The following is a 19,592-nucleotide window of genomic DNA, read 5'->3' on the forward strand; positions in this document are numbered from 1 at the left end:
ATCGCCGGAAGCTAGAACCGCGCCCGTCAGTTGACCAAACGCCAATATTTCATTTTATTGATGATCCTTATTCACGAGTGATGCACATATGTATTCGGTGGAACGGTTCAGCGGGGTCCGCGCCTTTGTCGCGGTGGCCGAATGCGGCAGCTTCAACGGCGCTGCCGAACTGCTGGGGCTGACCCCTTCGGCGATCAGCAAGGCGGTCTCGCGGCTGGAGGGAAGCCTGCGCGTCCGCCTGTTCCAGCGGACAACGCGGCGGCTGAAGCTGACCGCCGATGGCGACCTGTTCTACCGCCGATCGGCGCAGGCGCTGGCCGGGCTCGCCGACGCGGAGGCGGAACTGGCGCACGGCAAGGACGTGCCCGCCGGCACGTTGCGCGTGGACCTGCCGATCCTGTTCGGCCGCACCTGGATCACGCCCGTGCTGCTGTCGCTCGGCCGGCGCTATCCCGAGCTGGAGCTCGATATCAGCTTCAATCTGCAGGGCGTCGACCTGTTCGCGGAGGGCATCGATCTCGCGGTCAGGATCGGCGCGCTCCAGGACAGCAGCGGGCTGGCGGCGCGTTCGCTCGGCCAGCAACATCGGGTGCTGTGCGCCACCCCCGCCTATCTCGACATGCATGGCCGCCCGGCGAGCGTCGCCGATCTCGCCAATCATGAATGCATCGCGGAAACGCGGCGTGGCCGCCCGCAACCCTGGCCCTATGTCGACGAGGCGGGCGCCGCGCAGCTTTTCGCGATGAAGGGCCGTTTCCGCATCGGCAGCGCCGAAGTGCTCGCCGACGCGGCGCGCAGCAGCCAGGGCATCGCGATGCTGCCACGCTGGTTCGTCGCGAGCGAATTGCGCTCCGGCCAGCTCGAACCCGTGTTGCCGCAGCTCTTCAACACATCACTGCCGATCAATGTGCTGTGGGCGCGCAACCGCTATCTGAGCCCGAAGATCAGAGTGGTGATCGACGAGCTGTTCCGGCTGTACGGCACCAACCCACCCTGGGAAGCGCTGTAGGGCCGGCCCACCTTGGCGAGCGCAAAGCCAACCCCAATCGTCATGCCAGCGCAGGCTGGCATCTCCCACAGGATCAAGCGCAATCTGGTTGGCAGATGCCAGCCTGCGCTGGCATGACGGGTGAGGGGGTGGATCGGAGACCGGCAGCCCCCCGAGACGATCCGCACTCTCTGATCGATCAGCCCCGCGATACCGGCACCCGCCTCGCCCAGCGCCAGCCGCACCCGTTCGCCATCGCGCAGGAACGGCGTCGCCGCACGGCCCGCGAGCGTGTCGAGCGCGCGGCGTTCGGCGATGCAGGCGGAACCGACGCGGTCGGCATCATAATTCGAGACGGTACCCGATCCGATCACGGTGCCGGCGCACAGATCGCGTGTCGCGGCGGCATGGGCGATGAGATCGCCAAAGCCGAAATGCATCGCGCCGCCCAGCGGTTCGCCGAACAGTGCGTCTCCGCGCCACAGGCGCAGCGGCAGGTGCACGCGCCCGTCGCGCCAGGCATCGCCGAGTTCGTCGGGCGTGACGGCGAAGGCCGAAAGCGTGCTCGGCGGCTTGGCATGGATGAAGCCGAACCCACCCTTCATTTCCCCCGGGCCGAAGGCGCGCAAGCTCCAGTCGTTGATGATCACGATCAGCCGGACATGGCCGAGCGCCGCCTCCGGCGTGATGCCCATCGGCACCGCATCGGTGATCACACCGATCTCGGCCTCGAAATCGACGTCATGGCGTATGTCTGGAAAAACGACGTCTTCGTGCGGCGCCAGATAGCGATGCGAGATGCCCTGATACATCAGCGGCGGTTCATGCTCGCCGCGCTTCTCGAACCCCCAGGCATCGGCGAGGATATGATTGTGCGCCAGGAAGGCGGAAGCGTCGAGGAATTGATAGCCGCGCGGCAGGACCGCATCGAGCGCCGCCATATCGACGGCGATCGCGTCGCCCGCGCCATCGGTGTCGAGCCGCGCCGCCTGGGCGCGCAGGTCCGGCTCGACCGTCGCCCAGTTGTCCAGCGCCGCCTGCAAAGTCGGCGCGGCGACCGCGAATTCGGCATAAGCGAGATCGCGCGAAACGATCAGCAGGCGTCCATCGCCACCGGTTCGAAGCGTCGCGAGTTTCATGATTCATCCTCGAAAATGGCGACGGCGCGCGTCCAGCCGGCGGAAGCCGCGCGGATCTTCACCGGGAAGCAGGAAATGGTGAAGCCATTGGCCGGCAGGGCTTCGAGATTGTGCAGCTTTTCCAGATGGCAATAACCGATGTCGCGCCCGGCCTTGTGCCCTTCCCAGATCAGCCCGGCATCGCCGCTTTCGGCGTAGCGCGCCGCGGTGTGGCTGAACGGCGCGTCCCAGCTCCAGGCGTCCGTGCCGGTCACGCGCACCCCGCGTTCGAGCAGGTACAGGGTCGCTTCGCGGCCCATGCCGGCGCCGGCCGAGAGATAATCGTCCGCGCCATAGCGGCTGCCCGCGCGCGTGTTGACCAGCACGATATCGAGCGGCTGGAGGTCGTGGCCGATCCGCGCCAGCTCCGCCGCCACCTCCGCCGCAGTCACGACATGGCCATCGGGAAAGCCCCGGAAATCGAGCTTCACGCCCGGCCGGAAACACCAGTCGAGCGGCACTTCGTCGATCGTGATCGCCCGTTCGCCGCCATTCATCGTCGAGGCGAAATGATAGGGCGCGTCGAGATGGGTGCCATTGTGCGTGATCAGCTCGATCTTCTCATACGACCAGGCTTCCTGATCGGGCAGATCCTCCGCCGTCAGCCCCGGAAAGAAGTGCGCCAGCTCACCCACCTGATCCTTATGGCTGAAATAGTCGATCTTCGGGCGATAGGGCGCCGGATCGGAGGCGACGTCATTCTCCAGCGGCACCGAAATGTCGACGAAGCGGCGGCCCATGATCAGGCCGCCCGTTCGACATAGGCATAGAGCGGATCATCCGCGCCGCGCTTGCCGAACAGGAAGGGCTTGGCGGGATGGCGCTCCCAGAATTTCGCGGTCTCCGGCTCCATGCGGCTCCAGTCGAAGATCACGTCGCGGTGCGTGATCGCCCAGCGCCCGTCGCGCCGTTCGAACCGGTCGAGATAACGGCCGCCGATCTCGGCATCGGTGCCGTCGGTCATCTGGCACCAGGCGACATGATAGCTTTCGACGAAGGCATGGTCGGCATCGCCGAACTCGCAGAGGATGTTCGTGATCATGTGCATCATGCCCTTGATCGGCGATCCGGGCCGGGGCCGGGTGAACGAGACCACATCGATGAACTCGGTCGCCAGGCCCTCGAACTCGCCATGCCGTTCGGTCGCGCCGGGATGATAGCAGCCATGCGCCAGTTCCGCATCCGAACGATCACCCGCCCGCGCGCGGCGATAAAGCACCTCGGCGATGGCCTGCTTGTCGAGAAGCTGCTGGATGACTGCGTCCATGTCGATCGGTTCCTTGATGCTGATGGAGGGAAGAAGCGCGCCACGGGTCGCGCCGCCCGCCGCGTAGAGCGGATCCTGGGCAGTGCGTGTGCCCATCAGATGCGCGGGCTGGGTTTCGGGATTCCAGAAAGGCGCGGTGCCCGGCATCACCCGCGACCAATCATAGACGATGTCGCGGTGCTGGATCAGCCAGCGCCCGTCCACATGCCTGAAGGTGTCGAGATAACGCCCGCCGATATGGAAGAAGACGGTGGCGTCTCCCTCCACGAACGTCTCGTGCGCGACATGATAGCTTTCGACGAACACGTCGCCGTCGTCGCGGAAATCGAACAGCGCATTGCCGATGATATGGAGCTTGGAGAGACATTCCGGCCCCTTCAGCCGCGCGGCTTCCAGGCTGTCGATGAAACCGTGCATCAGCCCCTGATAGGTGCCGTGATTGTCGGTGCCGTCGACGGGATGGCACGCCTTCATCAGCGCGGGATCGTAACGGTCGGCGCCGCGCGCGCGCGAATTGAGCAGGTCCAGTATCTCCTGCTTGATCTTGTATCGCTCGACCGCACTCACTCGACCCGCTCCTTCTCCACATCGGCCTCGATCGCGCCGATCCCGTCTATCTCGCACCGCACCCGATCGCCGGGTTTCAGGAAGCGCGGCGGCTTCATCGATCCGCCCGTGCCCTTGGGCGTGCCCGTCGCCAGCACGTCGCCCGGCTCCAGCGTGCAGACCGTCGACAGATAGGCGATCTGTTCCCAGCAACTGTTGAGCATCTCGCTCGTCGATCCGTCCTGCACCACCTCGCCATTGACCAGGCAGCGCAGGCGCAGCGCATGCGGATCGCCCAGTTCGTCGGGCGTCACGATCCATGGCCCAAGCGGACCATGGCTGTCGAACGACTTGCCCAGCATGATCGTCGGGCTGCGTCGCTGCCAGTCGCGCACGCTGACATCGTTGCAGATCGTATAGCCCGCGACCATTTCGTGCGCGCGATCGGCGGAAACGCGCCGGCATCGCCGGCCGATGACGATCGCCAGCTCCACTTCCCAATCGAGTTCGCTGCCCTCGGGCGGCAGCAGGATCGGATCGTAAGGGCCGTTGATCGATGTCGGCAGCTTCACGAACCAGCGCTGGTGGACGGGCGGGACGTAATCGGGATTGGCGGCCTTCACCTCGTCGATATGGCTCTGATAATTGGCGGCGATGCCCAGGAACTTGCGCGGGCGCAGCACCGGCGCCAGCAGCCGGACATCGGCCAGCGCCTCGCCCGATCCGGTTTCGGCGGCGCGGGCGGCGCGCGCCATGCCCGCCTCTCCTTCGGCCAGCAGATCCTCCATCGACGATGCGTCGATGGCGAAGACGCGATCGTTCCGCACAACGCCGACACGCCGCACCGATCCGCCGAGATACGTGACCAGCCTCATTGTCCCAGCCGTTCCACCAGCGTTTCGCGGAAATCGCCGGCGGGCATGTAGCTGGGATTGGCCTTCACCGCCTGCTCGGTCGCCGCGAAGATCTCCTCGTCGGACAGCGAGAAATCGATCGGCGTCCCATAGGGCTGGCTGATGTGCCAGGGCGTGTGGACATAGGTCTCGATGATATTGTCCTCGGGATCGCGGAAATAGACGGTCCAGCTATTGCCATGGTCGAGCGTCCAGATCCTGGTGATCCGGGGATCGGCCTGCGCCCGATCGTGCACCGCGCGCAACTGCGCGAAATCGTCGAGCAGAAAGGATATCTGCGCGACGGTCGACGGGCTGTCCGGCGCGCGGCCCGATGCCAGCAGCAACTGGTGATGCTCGTCGGGCGACATCGTCATGAAGCGGATCGGGTTCACATCGGTCCGCTCGTCGGTGACGATGAAGCCGAAGAAGCTGGTGTAAAAATCGGTCATCCGATCGATATCGATCACATAGATGCCGACATGGTTGAGCGAGAAATTGATGCGCGTCATGGCTGGGCGGTCTCCGTGGCGGCCGGCGGCGCCACGGCGGCGTCCGGCTGGATGTGCAATTGATCGAACAGCGCCGCGACCATGGCGTCGAGCGCCGCCTGCCCGCGTCCGATCGCGAAAACATAGCGGTCGGGCCGGACCAGCGCCCAGTCCGCCGCGCGGTCGCCGAGCCAGTTCGCGAGCGCCGGATTGGACGTGGCGCAGATCCGCCCGTCGATCGCGGGCCAGCGCGGATCGCCGATCGCCAGCCCCGCTTCTTGCGCTGTCACCAGCGCGAAGCGTCCGCCCAGCAGCCGATCGAGGTGGCGGCGGCCATCGGACGTATCGACGACGAATTCGGGCAGGCGCATGCCGCCGCTCGCCGCATCGACCAGGCCTGCGCGGATCGGCGGCACGATATCGGCCATCGCGACGGTGCCGCTGCGGCCGCGCTCCGCCGCGCGAAATGCCTCGTCGCGCCGCGCGGCCTCGTCGGGATCGGTCATGCAGACGGCGGCGCCGGCCGCGACCGAAGCGGAAATGATCGCGCGGACATGGGGCTCGCGTTCGGGCTGATAGCCGTCGAGCAGTGCGTCGTCCGCTTGCCCGCGCAGCACCAGCGCCAGCCGCCACATCAGTTGCGCCGCGTCGCGAATGCCGTGGCACATGCCCTGGCCGTAGAATGGCGGGGTCTGGTGCGCGGCATCACCCAGCAGGAACACATTGCCGGCGCGCCAGCGCGCGGCGAGCAGCGCCCGGAAACGATAGACGGCGGCGCGCACGATCTCGACATCGTCGGGATCGATCCAGTCGCCGATCAGGCCGCGCAGCCATCCGTCCGCCAGCACGCGATCGTCGCTCTCCCCGGCCAGCAGCATATATTCCCAGCGGCGATGGCGCCCCGCCCCCGGGATCAGCGTGGCCGGGCGCGCCGGATCGCAGACCATCAGCGAATAGCGGCCGTCGCGCACCTCGGGCGGGATGCCGTGGCTTTCGGGCCAGCGCATCGGCCCGTCGACCAAAGTGTCGATCACCAGCCAGCGTTCCTCGAACCCGATATCGTCGAGCGGGATGCCAAGGCTCTTGCGCACCGTGCTGCTCGCGCCGTCGCACGCCAGGATGAAGCGGGCATGCGCGATCGCTTCGTCGCCATCGGATCCGCGCATCCGGATGGCGCCATCCTCGATCGCCAGAACATCATGCCCGGTGCGGACATCGACATGCGCGAAGCGCTGGAGCCCCGCGCGCAGCAGCGCTTCCAGTTGCGGCTGGTAGAAGAGATTGCTCGAATGCCACGCGAGCGGATCGGCCGGAAGCGGCGCGCGAAAACTGCGGATCGGCTGAAGATCTGCCCCGAGATAGATCGAGCCGCCAAGCGGCTTCGTCACTTCGGCAATGCGTTCCGCCAGCCCCACCGACGCGAAGATCCGCATGATCTCCGCGTCGAAGACGATCGCGCGCGGCTGCCGATAGGGCATGTCGCCGCGTTCGAGCACCAGCGTGCGCAATCCCGCCGTTCCCGCGAGATTGGCGGCAGCCGCCCCCACCGGCCCCATGCCGATGATCGCGATATCGTACGCGTCGGAACCCGTCATGCCCGTCGACCAACCCCTGCCGCGTCGCCCCGATCGGCGATGCTGTTCGGCGGAGGGCTATCGGCGCTCGACTTGAGTGACAAAGACCGTTGAAGCCGATTTCGATAACCAGGGATTATCGCTTTGCCGAAACAGCCCCCGGAAGCGCCGCGCAGGCGTCGCGGATCAGCTGCATCACCGCGCGGGCGCCGGGCAGCAGCGAACTGTGCTGGCGATAGGCGAGCCCCACCTGTTCGGGCGGAAAGGCGAAATCGACCTCCAGCGCGGTCAGGTTCGTCGGGCGCGTGCTGAGCAGCGTGGACGGCACCACCGTGATGAGATCGCTGTCCTGCACCACCGAATCGAACAGGATCACGGTACTGACGTCGATCGCGCTTTGCGGCGGCGGCACCCCGGCATCGAGGAATGCGCGATTGATGATCTCGCGATGCGACGGCGGATAATCGGGAATGAGCCAGGGAAAGGCGGCGAGATCGGCGAGCGACAGGTCCTTGCGGCCGACGAGCGGATGGCCGGGCCGCGTCGCCACGCGCGGCCCGGTCTGAACCAGGGGTTCGAAGGCCAGGCCGAGCGGATCGCTGTTCGCCGGAAGCAGCAGCAGCGCGGTATCCAGCTCGCCATCGAGCAATGCCGCGGTCAGTTCGGCGGAGAAGGCGATCTTCAGCTTCAGCCGGAGGCCGGGCAGTGTCGCCATCACGGTGCGGGCGACATCGGCCATCACGCTGCTCATCGTCGGGATCACGCCGATCACGATCGTACCGCGCGTCAACCCGCGCATCGCGTCGATCTCCGCCACGGCGCGCCGCACCTCGCTGTCGATCAGCTTGGCATAGCGGAACAGCGTCTCGCCGAAGCGCGTGGGCTCCACGCCGCGCGGTCGCCGGTCGAGCAAGGGCACGCCCAGTTGCGCCTCCAGGCTGTGGATCGCCTTGCTGAGCGCGGGCTGCGAGACATGCACCGCTTCGGCGGCAGCATGCATGGTCTTGTTCTCGACGCACGCCATGAAATAGCGCAACAATCTCAGGTCCATCCTATCCTCCCGCCGCTCGTTTCAGCCATGCGAATAATGAGAGGAAGTGGCGGCTTCGGCAACCGGCGATAACCTCAGATTATTGCTCCGCGCACAAGTTTCACTTTTGTCCACCCCCGCCCCTGTCCAAAAGCACGATCAAATAAAGCGACGCATGGAGGGGAAGATGGCACTTCAAGTCACGACGACGCGCAGCCGGATGATCGGCGCCGCGTCGGCACTGGCGATCGGATTCGCAGCCGCGCCGGCGCTGGCGCAGGACCGGCCCGCCGACGAAAGCGCACCGCGCGAGGCCGAGATCGTCGTGACCGCGCAGAAGCGCTCCGAACGCCTTCAGGACGTTCCGATCTCGATCACCGTCGTCAATCCCGAGCTGCTCGAAAGCACCAACGCCCGCAATTTCGCCGAGCTTCAGGGCGTGGTGCCCGGCGTCTTCTTCCACGGCAATTCGGGCGGCGGCCGCACCTATATCACGTTGCGCGGCGCCACCGGCCTGGCGCTCAACACCGGTGACGAGCCGGTCGCCGTCTATGTCGACGACATCTATATCGCGCGCGGCGTTACCGTCGGCATGTCCGACCTGCTCGATCTTGGCGGCATCGAGATCGTGCGCGGGCCGCAGGGCACCTTGCAGGGCCGCAACGCGACCGCCGGCGCCATCCTGATCCGCAGCGCCGATCCGACCGACGCGTTCAGCGGCCATATCAACGCCAGCATCGCCGACCCGCTCGAATTCCGCGCGCAGGCGGCGGTATCGGGATCGCTTGGCGGCGGCCTCGCCGCGCGTGTCGCGGCCGGCTATGTCAACGATCGCGGCTGGGCCTATAATCCCGTCACCGACAAGCATATCGGCGGCGCCGAAAGCTTCCAGTCGCGCCTGGTCCTCACCTATGAATCGGGCGATTTCGACGCGCGCATCGTCGGCGACTATAGCTGGACCAACAACCAGCCCGCGATCTTCCGCTACGCCAACACCAATTTCAGCACCTCGCCCACGGGCGCGCTGGTGCCGGCAGGCACCGCGACGCCCAACGCCCCCCTGCTCCCCGCCGATCGCAAGGCGATCTTCAAGGACGACATCATCGCGCTCGACCCCGGCACCGACACGACGGTGCGCACCGGCGGTTTCGCGGCGAAGCTGCAATATTCGTTCGGCGGCGTCGATCTCGTCTCCGTCACCGGCTGGCGGCGCGCGCTGGTCGAGGGCACCAACGATTCCGACGGGCTCGCCACCGCACGCATGGGCTATAACCACAATGACGCCCGCAGCCGCCAGTTTAGCCAGGAGCTCCGCCTGCAATCGTCGGGCAACCGGCGCTTCTCGTGGATCCTGGGCGCCTATTTCTTCGATGAGCATCAATTCTACGACGACGACATCTATAATCTGCGCTTCTCGCTGCCGACCAACACCGTCACCAAATATCGCGGCGATCTCGACACCACATCCTATGCCGCCTTCGCCGACGCGACCTTCCGCGTGACCGAGCAGTTCCACATCATCGGCGGCATCCGCTACACGCATGACAAGAAGACGCTCGATGCGATCATCCAGCCGACCAACCTTGATACCAAGGTGACGACCACCACCATCTATGCTCCGCCGAGCGAGACCTGGACCGACACATCCTATCGCGCGAAACTCGTCTACCAGCCCTCGCGCGACCTGATGTTCTTCGCGGGCTATGGCCGGGGCTTCCGCGCCGGCGGCTATAACCCCTTCGCGGTGCAGCCCTCCTATGAACCGGAGGTCAACAAGAGCTGGGAAGTCGGCGCCAAGGGCAGCCTGCTCGGCCGGGCGCTCAATTTCTCGTTCGCGGCCTTCCTGTCCGACTATTCGAACCTTCAGCTGCGCGCGGGCGTGCCGACCGGCGGCGCGATCATCACCAATGCGGCGGAAGCGCGGATCAAGGGCATCGAGCTGGAACTGGTCGCCCGCCCCGGCCCGATGACGCGCCTGACCGGCAACCTTGCCTATACCGATGCGAAATTCACGAGCTTCCCCACCGCGCGCGACACGCTCGACCGCCCCGTCGACGCGACGGGCAACAAGTTGCCGCGCACGCCCGAATGGCAAGTCTTCGTCCAGGCGGAACAGGATTTCGAACTGGGTGGAGAGCTGATGCTGACGGCGGAAGCCAATTATCGCTGGCGCGACCGCATCTATTTCTTCTTCACCGATCAGACCGCGCAGCCCTGGCAGGATCCCGCCAATGGCGAGATCGGGGCGCGACTGACGCTGAAGCCGAACGACGAGCGCTGGTCATTCTCGATCTTCGGGACCAATCTGGCCAACGCCCGGATCATCAACACGGCGGCGGTCACCTTCAGCTATCCGCAGGTCGGGCTGAACAAGCCGCGCGTGATCGGCGCATCGGCCGCGTTCAAATTCTGACGCGCGCGAAAGGGAGAAGCACATGGCGGTGTCGCAGGAATTCCGGCAGCATTGGCGCACGCTGGCGGGATGCACCATCGCCGCTTCGATCGGCACGATCGGCCTGCACGCCTATACCAGCGGCGCGTTCGTCCATGCGCTGACCACCGATGCCGGCTTCACGCGCGACCAGATGTCGCTGGCGACGCTGATCCTCTCGGCCAGCGTCGCGATCTGCGCGCCCTTCGCGGGCGTGCTGATGGATCGCTATGGCGCGCTGCGCATCGTCTCGATCGCGGTGATCGGCGAGGCCCTGGCCTTTGCGCTGCTCGGGCTGATCCCGGCCGATTTCAGCTTTTATGCCGCCGGCATCCTGCTGCTCGCGATCCTGGGCGTCGGCACGACCCCGCCGGGTTTCGCCCGCATGGTGACGACCCGGTTCGACCGGTCGCGCGGCCTGGCGCTGGGGCTGATGATCAGCGGCCTCGGCATCATGGCGATCACCGGGCCGATCTGGGCGACCTGGGTGATCGATCAGCTTGGCTGGCGCGGCGGCTATCTGGTGATGGCCGGGCTGGTGCTCCTGCTCGGCGGGGCCGGCGTGCTGTTGATCCGCAGCGAAGGAAGCGCGCATGGGGAAAGCGCGGCGCCGTCGCTCAAGACCGGCGATTTCTCCGCGCTCCGCCGTCCGCTCTTCTGGATGATGCTGCTCGGCTTCCTCGCCCCCGCCTTTTTCAGCGGCGGCTATCTCCTCCACATGATCAGCCTGTTGCGCGAACGCGGCTTCTCGCCCGAGGGGGCGGCGCAGATCCAGTCGCTGATCGGCGTCGCCGTGCTGGCCGGCCGCATGGGATCGGGCTGGGCGCTCGATCATTTCCCGCCGCAATGGGTGGCGGCGATCGCCTTCATCATCTCCGGCCTCAGCTGCGCCCTGCTGCTCCAGTCCGATCCGGTCCTGGTCGGCATCGCCGCGCTCGGCATCGGGCTCACCATCGGCGCCGAACTCGACATCATGGCCTATTTCATCTCGCGCTATTTCGGCCTGGAAAGCTTCGGCCGGCTCTATGCGCTCGCTTATGCCTGCCTGATCACCTCGGCGGGCGCCAGCCCGGTGCTGATCAGCAAGGTCGCGGGGCTTGGCGGCGGCTATTCGGTCGCGCTGATCGTCTCGACGATCGGCACGGTCGCGGGCGCGGTGATCCTGATGACGCTGCCCAATCCCTCACGCATCACGCGCGACGCGGCAGCGCCGGACGGCGTGGCCGCGCGTGCCTGAGCCCCGGGGATTGCTGGCGGGGCAAGTCGCGCTCGTCACCGGCGCGGCATCCGGCATCGGCGCCGCCACCGCCGCGCTGTTCGCGGCGGAAGGCGCGGTCGTCCGGCGCGCCGATCTGCCGGGCGCCGGGGAAATCGCGCTCGACGTCACCGATGCGGCGGCATGGGACGCCGCTTTCGACAGGATCGGCCGGGAGGATGGCGGGCTCGACATCCTCGTCAACGCGGCCGGCATCGCATCGGCGGGGGCCGGCGACGCGGCAGCGATCGAGACGGTGTCTCTGGACAACTGGCGCCGCGTCTTCGCCGTCAATGTCGAGGGCACCTTGCTCGGCTGCCAGGCCATGCTGCGCCATATGGCGCACGCGCGGCCGGGTGCGATCGTGAACATCGCGTCGAGCGCGGCGGCGGCACCGAGCCCGGCGCTGGGCGCCTATGGCGCATCCAAGGCGGCGGTGGCGCAACTGACGAAAAGCGTCGCGGCGGCGGCGGCCCTTTCCGGCCTCCCGCTGCGCTGCAATTGCGTGATGCCCGGCATGGCGGAAACGCCGATGACCGCCGGCATGCCCCCCGCCTATCGCCAGGCCTGGATCGAACAGATTCCAGAAGGCCGCTTCGCCGAACCCGCCGAGATCGCACAAACGATCCTGTTCCTGGCGAGCGGCATGTCATCCTATGTCAACGGCGCGGCGCTGCCCGTCGACGGGGGATTGCTCAGTCGCCCGATCGTGGGGCTCCGGCGCGACGATCAGGCCGGCTGAGCCTCCGCCACCCGCGCGCCCTGCTCCGCGAACCAGGGGATCATGCGCGCGATCGCATCCTCGACGCGATCGGTCGAGACCGCGAAGCTGAACCGCATGAAGCGATGCCCCTCGACCGGATCGAAATCGACGCCGGGCGCGGTCGCGACCCCGGTATCCTCCAGCAGCTTCGTGCAGAAGGCCAGGCTGTCATCGGTCAGATGGCCGATATCGGCATAGATGTAGAACGCGCCGTCGGGCGGCGCGATGCTGGTGAGGCCGAGCGTGGGCAAAGCCGCGAGCATCAGGTCGCGATTGCGGCGATAGGTCTCGATATGCCCTTCCAGCTCGTCACGGCAATCGAAGGCGGCAAGCCCGGCATGCTGGCTGAGCGACGGCGGCGTCAGGAACAGGTTGCTCATCCGCGCGCGCGCCGCCGCGATCAGCGCGGGCGGCACCACCAGCCAGCCGAGCCGCCAGCCCGCCATGCTGAAATATTTGGAGAAGCTGTTGACGATCAGCGCCTCGGGCTCGTCCTGCAGCATCGAGCGCGCCTGCCCCACATAGCTGAGCCCGTGATAGATCTCGTCGGAGATGATGCGGATGCCGCGCGCGCGGCACACCTCGACGATCGCGCGCATCTCGTCCTCGGCGATGATCGTGCCGGTGGGATTGGCCGGGCTCGCGACGATCACGCCATCGGGCGCGGGTTCGATCGCGGCGATGGCGGCGGCGGAAAGCTGGAAACGCTCCTCCGCGCCGCAGGCGATCTCCAGCGGCACCATGTGCATCGCCTTCAGCGTGTTGCGATAGGCGACATAGCCGGGCCGGGCGAGCGCGACCCGCGCGCCGGGCGCGAAGGCGCAGCTCAGCGCCAGCACGAAGGCGGGCGACGCGCCGCAGGTCAGGATCAGCTGCGCGGGATCGATGGTGACGCCATAGGTTTCGAGATAATGGCGCGCGATCCGCTCCTTGAGCGCCGGATTCTCCCAATAGCCCATGCCGTCCGTATCGAGCACATGATGCGCGACCGCGATCGCCTTGGCCGGAGCGCCGGTGGAGGGCTGGCCGAATTCCATGTGGATCACCGAACGCCCCTCCGCGATCATGCGGTGCGCGAGCGTGCTGATCGTCATGGCGTGGAACGGATCGATCTGGGCGGTCATGAAGGTCAGTCCTGTTATGCGGTCGTCTCAGATGCCGCCGTCGACGGGATCGCGCCCCAGTGCGGCGAGGGCGGCGGACAGTGCGTCGGCACAGGCGGCCAGCGCCGCCTCGTCGGTCGAGCGGATCACGAAATTGGCGCCGGTGCGCCCTTCGCGGAAAAAGGGATAGCTGCCGATCTGGCAGCCGGGATGCGCGCGCTCGGTGGCGCCCAGCATGTCCGCGATCTCGCTTTCGGCGACCCAGCAGCCGACGACATGCGACAAGAGCGGACGGCCACCTTCGATCGTACCCGTCAGCGCGTCGAGCATGCCGGCCGTGATGGCGGGCACGCCGGCCATGATGAAGATATTGCCGACACGGATGCCCGGCGCGCCGGAGGTGCGATTCTCGATCAGATCGGCTCCGTCGGGCACGCGCGCCATGCGCAGCCGCGCATCGGTCAGCCCGCCGCGCGTGGCGTAATAAGCTTCGAGCGCCGCGCGCGCGCGCGGATGGATGACCACGCCGACGCCGAGCGCGGCAGCGATCGCATCGACGGTGATGTCGTCATGCGTCGGCCCGATCCCGCCGGTGGTGAACAGATAATCGTTGCGCGCGCGCAGCTGATTCACCGCCTCGACGATCGCCTCCTCGCGATCGGCGACGACACGCACTTCGGCGAGCCGGATGCCCTGGAGATTGAGCCAAAGCCCGATCTGCGCGACATTCTTGTCCTGCGTGCGGCCGGACAGGATCTCGTCCCCGATCACGCACAGTCCCGCGGTCCAGATCCGTTCGTCGCTCATCGCCCCTGCCCTTAGCCGCGCCGCGCCGCCGCGCAAAGGGGGTCGAAGGCGGCAGGCGCGATTCCGCTTCGTTGTTTTCGAAAACCCGCCGCGCTATATCCAAGGCATGACCGAATATGTGATGGCCGAGGATCTCGGCACGCTCTCGCGCAATGGCGCGATCAAGCTGCATGGCCCGGCGGGCTTCGAAGGCATGCGCAAGGCCGGGCGGCTGGCCGCGGACATCCTCGATGCGCTGGTGCCGCATGTCGTGCCCGGCGTCACCACCGGCGAGATCGACGATATCGTGCGCGAACACACGCTGCGCGGCGGCGGCATTCCCGCGACGCTCAATTATCGCGGCTATACGCATAGCTGCTGCACATCGATCAACCATGTGATCTGCCACGGCATTCCGGGGGACCGGGTGCTGCGCGACGGCGACATCGTCAATATCGACGTGACCCCGATCGTCGACGGCTGGCACGGCGACACCAGCCGCATGTTCCTGGTCGGCGATGTGCCGATCAAGGCGAAACGGCTGGTCGACGTGACCTATGAATGCCTGATGCTGGGCATCGAGCAGGCGAAGCCGGGCAACCGGATGGGCGACATCGCGCATGTCATCCAGAGCCATGCCGAGAAATATCGCTATGGCGTGGTCCGCGATTTCTGCGGACACGGCGTGGGCCAGTTGTTCCACGACGCGCCCGAGGTGGTCCATGCCGGCCGCCCCGGCACCGGCCCGGAACTGCGCCCCGGCATGTTCTTCACGATCGAGCCGATGATCAATATCGGCAAGCCTTCGGTGAAGATGCTCGACGACGGCTGGACGGCGGTGACGCGCGACAAGACGCTGTCGGCGCAGTTCGAACATTCGATCGGCATCACCGAAACCGGCTGCGAGATCTTCACCGAAAGCCCGAAGGGGCTGCACCGCCCGCCTTATTGATCCATGCTGGCGCGCCGCGCCGCATTGGCCGCATCATGCGCCATGCGGATCGGCAGCGGCAGGCGACGGCCGTCGCCAAGGCGCGTCACCCAGTCGATCGCGCTCGGAAGCGAGACGCGGTGCCCGGTGCTGACATAGATGGGCAGCGCCCTTGCCCGCGTGCGCAGCGCCATGCCCACCATTTCGCCGCGATCGACGAGCGGCGCCAGGCTGCCCGGCGCCTCGCCCAGTTCGCCCTCCACCTTGCCGCACAGGATCGTCTTGGCGCAGCCGATCGTCGGTACGTCCAGCAGCACGCCCAGATGCGTCGCGATGCCGCAACGGCGCGGGTGCGAGATGCCGTGCCCGTCGACCAGGACCAGATCGGGTTTCCGATCCAGCCGCTCCCACGCCGCGATCAGCGCGGGGCATTCGCGAAACCCGAGATAGCCGGGCACATAAGGGATATCGGGCACCAGCGTGGCGCAGGCCGGCGCGATCGGGTTGCCGGGCGGCCAGGCCATGGGCGCCACCGCCGCATGGATCGGACCGCGGCTGTCCCGCCACTTCATCGAGGTATCGGCGCCGGCGACCAAACACACCGGGCCGATCCGGTCCGTGCGTTCGGCGGCCGCCGCGATCTCGCGCTGCGCGACGGTCGCGGCGGAGATCCCGTCAGGGCTGATCCAATGGGCATGCATGTCGCAAAGATCGACGCGCACGATGCGATCCGCAAGTCCTGCCCAAATTTTGGGCAATATTGCGATCATGCTGCATATTGCAGCAGCGATTGTGCGGTGCGACATAGGCTATGCGGCCAAGGCGAGCGAATCGCCGATTGGCATGGTTATTGAAAGACGCGCGTTGCGTTCAGCATTGGGGAGGTCGGGGAGCGCCGATGAAGAAGATCGAAGCGATCATCAAGCCGTTCAAGCTCGATGAGGTGAAGGAAGCGCTTCACGAAGTCGGCGTGTCGGGCATCACCGTCACCGAGGCGAAGGGATTCGGACGCCAGAAAGGCCACACCGAGCTTTATCGCGGGGCGGAATATGTCGTCGATTTCCTTCCCAAGGTGAAGCTGGAGGTCGTCGTCGAGGATTCGCTGGCCGATCGCGTGGTGGAAGCCATCGCATCCGCCGCCCAGACCGGCCGGATCGGCGACGGCAAGATCTTCGTGATCCCCGTCGAGACCGCGCTGCGCATCCGCACCGGCGAACGGGACGGCGACGCAATCTGATCAATGCCGAACGTCAAATGGGCTACCGGCGCCGTGCCGGCCCCACATGTTTTTCAGGAAGGTGATTAAGGACATGGCCAACGACGCCGCGACGATTTTGAAGATGGTGAAGGACCAGGAGATCGAGTGGATCGATCTGCGCTTCACGGACCCCAAGGGCAAGTGGCAGCACCTGACCATGGTCGCCGGCGCGATCGGCGAGGACGAGCTGACCGACGGCCTGATGTTCGACGGATCGTCGATCGAAGGCTGGAAGGCGATCAACGAGTCGGACATGATCCTGAAGCCCGATCTCGACGCCGTCTATGTCGATCCCTTCTCGGCCACGCCGATGCTCATCCTGTTCTGCGACGTCGTCGAGCCGGGCACGGGCGAGCTCTATACGCGCGATCCGCGCTCGACCGCCAAGCGCGCCGAAGCCTATGTGAAGTCGATCGGGATCGGCGACACCGTCTATGTCGGCCCCGAAGCCGAATTCTTCATGTTCGACGACGTCCGTTTCGAGAATGGCTACAACACCAGCTATTACAAGATCGACGATATCGAGCTGCCGACCAACAGCGGCACCAAGTACGAGGCCGGCAACCTGGCCCATCGGCCGCGCGCCAAGGGCGGCTATTTCCCCGTCGCGCCGGTTGACTCGGCGGTGGATATCCGCGGCGAGATGGTTTCGACCATGCTCGAAATGGGCCTGCCCTGCGACAAGCATCACCATGAGGTGGCGGCCGCGCAGCACGAGCTGGGCCTGACCTTCGGCACGCTGGTCACGACCGCGGACCGCATGCAGATCTACAAGTACGTCGTCCACATGGTCGCCAACGCCTATGGCAAGACCGCGACGTTCATGCCCAAGCCGATCAAGGAAGACAACGGATCGGGCATGCACACCCACATCTCGATCTGGGAAAAGGGCAAGCCCCTGTTCGCGGGCGACGGCTATGCCGGCCTCAGCGACATGTGCCTGTACTTCATCGGCGGCGTCATCAAGCACGCCAAGGCGCTCAACGCCTTCACCAACCCGACCACCAACAGCTACAAGCGGCTGGTGCCGGGTTATGAGGCGCCGGTGCTGCTCGCTTATTCGAGCCGCAACCGCTCCGCTTCCTGCCGTATCCCCTACGGCACCGGCAGCAAGGCGAAGCGCGTCGAATTCCGCTTCCCCGATGCGCTGGCCAATCCGTATCTCTGCTATGCGGCGCTGCTGATGGCCGGCCTGGACGGCATCCAGAACAAGATCCACCCGGGCGATCCGATGGACAAGAATCTGTACGACCTGCCGCCCGAGGAACTGGCCGAAGTGCCCACCGTCTGCGCGTCGCTGCGCGAGGCGCTGGAGTCGCTGAGCGCGGACATGGACTTCCTGCTGAAGGGCGACGTGTTCACCAAGGACCAGATCGAGGCCTATATCGAGCTCAAGTACGAGGACGTCGCCCGCTGGGAGATGACCCCGAGCCCGGTCGAATACGACATGTACTATAGCGGCTGACGCTTTCCCGAGCGATTTCAAGCAGGCTGGCACAGCCTACGGCTGGGAAATCGCACCCTCAAAGGTGCGTCAATCCGAAGAGACCCCGGAAGCCCCGCGCTTCCGGGGTTTTCTTTTGCCCGCCGAACCTCCATCTCATGCGGCAACCCCGGAATCGCGTGACGAAAGGACGAGGCATGCAGAGCTATCTCAACCAGTATATCGACGGGAAATGGGTCGCGAGCGAGGGCGGCACGCGCCATCTGGTGATCGACCCGGCCACCGAGGAACCCTGCACCGAAATCACGCTGGGCAGCCGCGCCGATGTCGACAAGGCGGTGGCAGCCGCGCGCCGCGCCTTTGACGGTTTTTCACGGACCAGCGTCGACGAGCGCGTCGCGCTGCTCGAACGCATCCTGGCCGAATACAAGGCGCGCGCCGCCGACATCGCCCGCGCGATCGCGACCGAAATGGGCTGTCCGATCTCGATGGCGCAGACCGCGCAGGTCGGATCGGGCATCGGCCATTTCATGGCGGCGATCGCCGCGCTCAAGGCGTTCGAATTCGAGGAAGTCATCGGCGGCAACAAGGTGGTGCACGAGCCGATCGGCGTGGTCGCGCTGATCACGCCGTGGAACTGGCCGATGAACCAGATCGCCGCCAAGGTCGCCCCCGCGCTGGCGGCCGGCAACACGATGATCCTGAAGCCGTCGGAGGAAGCCCCGTCCTGCGCCGCGATCTTCGCCGAGGTGATGGACGCGGCGGGCGTTCCCGCCGGCGTGTTCAACCTGATCCAGGGCGACGGCCCCACCGTCGGCACCGCGCTTTCCGAACATCCCGGCATCGACATGGTGAGCTTCACCGGATCGACGCGCGCGGGCATCCTGGTCGCCAAGGCGGCGGCCGATACCGTCAAGCGCGTGCATCAGGAACTGGGCGGAAAATCCCCCAACATCATCCTGGAAGGCGCGCCGCTCGACAAGGCGGTGCCCGCCGGCCTGATGAGCGTGATGCTCAATTCCGGACAGAGCTGCATCGCCCCGGCCCGCATGCTCGTCCACAAGTCGCAGCATGACGAGGCGGTGGAAGTGGCGAAAGCCGCGCTCGCCCGCACCGCGACCGGCGATCCGCAGGCGGAAGGCCGCCATATCGGCCCCGTCGTCAACAAGTCGCAATTCGACAAAATCCAGGGCCTGATCCAGCAGGGACTGTCGGAGGGGGCGACGTTGGTGACCGGCGGCCCCGGCCGCCCCGACGGCGTCGAGCGCGGCTATTTCGTGCGCCCCACGCTGTTCGCCAATGTCAGCAACGACATGACGATCGCGCGCGAGGAGATTTTTGGCCCCGTCGTCACCATCATTCCCTATGAGGATGATGAGGACGCGATCCGCATCGCCAACGACACCAATTACGGCCTGTCCGCCGTCGTCTCCGGCGATCCGGCCAAGGCGCGCGCGTTCGTCCCCCGCCTGCGCGCCGGCATGGTCTATGTGAATGCGGGCAATCCCGACCCCAATGTCGCGTTCGGCGGCTACAAGCAGTCGGGCAATGGCCGCGAATACGGCAAGTTCGGCCTGGCCGAGTTCATGGAGATCAAGTCGGTGATCGGCGATCTCGGCTGAAACCATCGCGACTGGCGGCATCTCCGGATGCC

The 19,592-nt window shown here is 66.3% G+C and carries 18 protein-coding genes; 8 read left to right on the forward strand and 10 right to left on the reverse strand.

The genetic code is table 11. The features are described from left to right. The first annotated feature begins 88 nt into the window (after window positions 1-88). Complete coding sequence (locus K7G82_RS25870; protein WP_222992861.1) at window positions 89-1,009, forward strand: LysR family transcriptional regulator; 921 nt, start codon at window positions 89-91, stop codon at window positions 1,007-1,009. Here K7G82_RS25870 and K7G82_RS25875 read toward each other — a convergent pair. The 7 genes from K7G82_RS25875 to K7G82_RS25905 all read right to left on the reverse strand — a co-directional run bounded on the left by K7G82_RS25875 (window position 928) and on the right by K7G82_RS25905 (window position 7,988). Continuing rightward, complete coding sequence (locus K7G82_RS25875) at window positions 928-2,127, reverse strand: fumarylacetoacetate hydrolase family protein (protein ID WP_222992862.1); 1,200 nt, start codon at window positions 2,125-2,127, stop codon at window positions 928-930. The two genes, K7G82_RS25870 and K7G82_RS25875, sit on opposite strands and share 82 nt — an antisense overlap. Then, the gene (locus tag K7G82_RS25880) at window positions 2,124-2,906 is read right to left on the reverse strand and encodes a cyclase family protein (protein WP_222992863.1); all 783 of its coding nucleotides are present in this window, start codon (window positions 2,904-2,906) and stop codon (window positions 2,124-2,126) included. Before K7G82_RS25880 ends, K7G82_RS25875 begins: the two co-directional genes overlap by 4 nt. Before the next feature lie 2 nt (window positions 2,907-2,908). Further along, on the reverse strand, window positions 2,909-4,000 hold the full coding sequence (locus tag K7G82_RS25885; RefSeq protein ID WP_222992864.1) for a nuclear transport factor 2 family protein: 1,092 nt from the start codon (window positions 3,998-4,000) through the stop codon (window positions 2,909-2,911). Beyond that, window positions 3,997-4,854: a fumarylacetoacetate hydrolase family protein gene (locus tag K7G82_RS25890; RefSeq protein ID WP_222992865.1), complete on the reverse strand. Its 858-nt coding sequence runs from the start codon at window positions 4,852-4,854 to the stop codon at window positions 3,997-3,999. Before K7G82_RS25890 ends, K7G82_RS25885 begins: the two co-directional genes overlap by 4 nt. Continuing rightward, window positions 4,851-5,384 (reverse strand): VOC family protein, encoded by a 534-nt coding sequence (locus tag K7G82_RS25895; RefSeq protein WP_222992866.1) that lies wholly within the window; start codon window positions 5,382-5,384, stop codon window positions 4,851-4,853. Before K7G82_RS25895 ends, K7G82_RS25890 begins: the two co-directional genes overlap by 4 nt. Continuing rightward, on the reverse strand, window positions 5,381-6,958 hold the full coding sequence (locus K7G82_RS25900; RefSeq protein WP_222992867.1) for a bifunctional 3-(3-hydroxy-phenyl)propionate/3-hydroxycinnamic acid hydroxylase: 1,578 nt from the start codon (window positions 6,956-6,958) through the stop codon (window positions 5,381-5,383). Before K7G82_RS25900 ends, K7G82_RS25895 begins: the two co-directional genes overlap by 4 nt. 115 nt (window positions 6,959-7,073) lie before the next feature. Further along, complete coding sequence (locus K7G82_RS25905) at window positions 7,074-7,988, reverse strand: LysR family transcriptional regulator (protein ID WP_222992868.1); 915 nt, start codon at window positions 7,986-7,988, stop codon at window positions 7,074-7,076. A gap of 166 nt (window positions 7,989-8,154) precedes the next feature. On the opposite strand from K7G82_RS25905, the gene K7G82_RS25910 reads away from it, so the two are divergent. From K7G82_RS25910 to K7G82_RS25920, 3 genes are read left to right on the forward strand one after another with little or no spacing between them, the layout of a single operon-like run. Next, window positions 8,155-10,380, forward strand: a complete 2,226-nt coding sequence (locus tag K7G82_RS25910; protein WP_222992869.1) for a TonB-dependent receptor — start codon at window positions 8,155-8,157, stop codon at window positions 10,378-10,380. A 22-nt stretch (window positions 10,381-10,402) separates the two neighbouring features. Then, window positions 10,403-11,635, forward strand: a complete 1,233-nt coding sequence (locus K7G82_RS25915; protein ID WP_222992870.1) for an MFS transporter — start codon at window positions 10,403-10,405, stop codon at window positions 11,633-11,635. Continuing rightward, a complete protein-coding gene (locus tag K7G82_RS25920; RefSeq protein ID WP_222992871.1) occupies window positions 11,628-12,395 on the forward strand; it encodes an SDR family NAD(P)-dependent oxidoreductase in 768 nt (255 codons plus the stop codon). Before K7G82_RS25915 ends, K7G82_RS25920 begins: the two co-directional genes overlap by 8 nt. Here K7G82_RS25920 and K7G82_RS25925 read toward each other — a convergent pair. Together K7G82_RS25925 and K7G82_RS25930 are read right to left on the reverse strand one after the other, a co-directional pair. Continuing rightward, on the reverse strand, window positions 12,383-13,540 hold the full coding sequence (locus K7G82_RS25925; protein ID WP_222992872.1) for an aminotransferase class I/II-fold pyridoxal phosphate-dependent enzyme: 1,158 nt from the start codon (window positions 13,538-13,540) through the stop codon (window positions 12,383-12,385). The two genes, K7G82_RS25920 and K7G82_RS25925, sit on opposite strands and share 13 nt — an antisense overlap. 27 nt (window positions 13,541-13,567) lie before the next feature. Continuing rightward, window positions 13,568-14,326 carry a competence/damage-inducible protein A gene (locus tag K7G82_RS25930; RefSeq protein WP_222992873.1) on the reverse strand — a complete coding sequence of 253 codons (759 nt, stop codon included), beginning with the start codon at window positions 14,324-14,326 and terminating at the stop codon, window positions 13,568-13,570. 106 nt (window positions 14,327-14,432) lie between these two features. Between K7G82_RS25930 and map the strand changes: the two genes are divergently transcribed. Then, complete coding sequence (gene map / locus K7G82_RS25935; RefSeq protein WP_222992874.1) at window positions 14,433-15,257, forward strand: type I methionyl aminopeptidase; 825 nt, start codon at window positions 14,433-14,435, stop codon at window positions 15,255-15,257. On the opposite strand, the gene K7G82_RS25940 is transcribed toward map, so the two are convergent. Next, window positions 15,251-15,958: an endonuclease V gene (locus K7G82_RS25940; RefSeq protein ID WP_343228650.1), complete on the reverse strand. Its 708-nt coding sequence runs from the start codon at window positions 15,956-15,958 to the stop codon at window positions 15,251-15,253. The two genes, map and K7G82_RS25940, sit on opposite strands and share 7 nt — an antisense overlap. Before the next feature lie 176 nt (window positions 15,959-16,134). Here K7G82_RS25940 and K7G82_RS25945 point away from each other — a divergent pair, with 176 nt between their 5' ends. From K7G82_RS25945 to K7G82_RS25955, 3 genes are all read left to right on the forward strand, one after another. Continuing rightward, window positions 16,135-16,473, forward strand: a complete 339-nt coding sequence (locus tag K7G82_RS25945) for a P-II family nitrogen regulator (RefSeq protein ID WP_222992875.1) — start codon at window positions 16,135-16,137, stop codon at window positions 16,471-16,473. A gap of 73 nt (window positions 16,474-16,546) precedes the next feature. After that, the gene (glnA, locus tag K7G82_RS25950) at window positions 16,547-17,959 is read left to right on the forward strand and encodes a type I glutamate--ammonia ligase (protein WP_222992876.1); all 1,413 of its coding nucleotides are present in this window, start codon (window positions 16,547-16,549) and stop codon (window positions 17,957-17,959) included. Between the two features lie 176 nt (window positions 17,960-18,135). After that, on the forward strand, window positions 18,136-19,560 hold the full coding sequence (locus K7G82_RS25955; protein ID WP_222992877.1) for an aldehyde dehydrogenase family protein: 1,425 nt from the start codon (window positions 18,136-18,138) through the stop codon (window positions 19,558-19,560). Window positions 19,561-19,592 lie beyond the last annotated feature (32 nt).

Source organism: Sphingomonas colocasiae, assembly GCF_019880585.1.
Classification (GTDB): domain Bacteria; phylum Pseudomonadota; class Alphaproteobacteria; order Sphingomonadales; family Sphingomonadaceae; genus Sphingobium_A; species Sphingobium_A colocasiae.

What these genes read in the sequence shown, in the direction of transcription:
- K7G82_RS25925 (WP_222992872.1), bottom strand. Translation starts at nt 13,540, where the DNA reads ATGACCGCCCAGATCGATCCGTTCCACGCCATGACGATCAGCACGCTC.
- K7G82_RS25905 (WP_222992868.1), bottom strand. Translation starts at nt 7,988, where the DNA reads ATGGACCTGAGATTGTTGCGCTATTTCATGGCGTGCGTCGAGAACAAG.
- K7G82_RS25895 (WP_222992866.1), bottom strand. Translation starts at nt 5,384, where the DNA reads ATGACGCGCATCAATTTCTCGCTCAACCATGTCGGCATCTATGTGATC.
- K7G82_RS25945 (WP_222992875.1), top strand. Translation starts at nt 16,135, where the DNA reads ATGAAGAAGATCGAAGCGATCATCAAGCCGTTCAAGCTCGATGAGGTG.
- K7G82_RS25875 (WP_222992862.1), bottom strand. Translation starts at nt 2,127, where the DNA reads ATGAAACTCGCGACGCTTCGAACCGGTGGCGATGGACGCCTGCTGATC.
- K7G82_RS25930 (WP_222992873.1), bottom strand. Translation starts at nt 14,326, where the DNA reads ATGAGCGACGAACGGATCTGGACCGCGGGACTGTGCGTGATCGGGGAC.
- K7G82_RS25910 (WP_222992869.1), top strand. Translation starts at nt 8,155, where the DNA reads ATGGCACTTCAAGTCACGACGACGCGCAGCCGGATGATCGGCGCCGCG.
- K7G82_RS25890 (WP_222992865.1), bottom strand. Translation starts at nt 4,854, where the DNA reads ATGAGGCTGGTCACGTATCTCGGCGGATCGGTGCGGCGTGTCGGCGTT.
- glnA (WP_222992876.1), top strand. Translation starts at nt 16,547, where the DNA reads ATGGCCAACGACGCCGCGACGATTTTGAAGATGGTGAAGGACCAGGAG.
- K7G82_RS25915 (WP_222992870.1), top strand. Translation starts at nt 10,403, where the DNA reads ATGGCGGTGTCGCAGGAATTCCGGCAGCATTGGCGCACGCTGGCGGGA.
- K7G82_RS25880 (WP_222992863.1), bottom strand. Translation starts at nt 2,906, where the DNA reads ATGGGCCGCCGCTTCGTCGACATTTCGGTGCCGCTGGAGAATGACGTC.
- K7G82_RS25900 (WP_222992867.1), bottom strand. Translation starts at nt 6,958, where the DNA reads ATGACGGGTTCCGACGCGTACGATATCGCGATCATCGGCATGGGGCCG.
- map (WP_222992874.1), top strand. Translation starts at nt 14,433, where the DNA reads ATGACCGAATATGTGATGGCCGAGGATCTCGGCACGCTCTCGCGCAAT.
- K7G82_RS25870 (WP_222992861.1), top strand. Translation starts at nt 89, where the DNA reads ATGTATTCGGTGGAACGGTTCAGCGGGGTCCGCGCCTTTGTCGCGGTG.
- K7G82_RS25955 (WP_222992877.1), top strand. Translation starts at nt 18,136, where the DNA reads ATGCAGAGCTATCTCAACCAGTATATCGACGGGAAATGGGTCGCGAGC.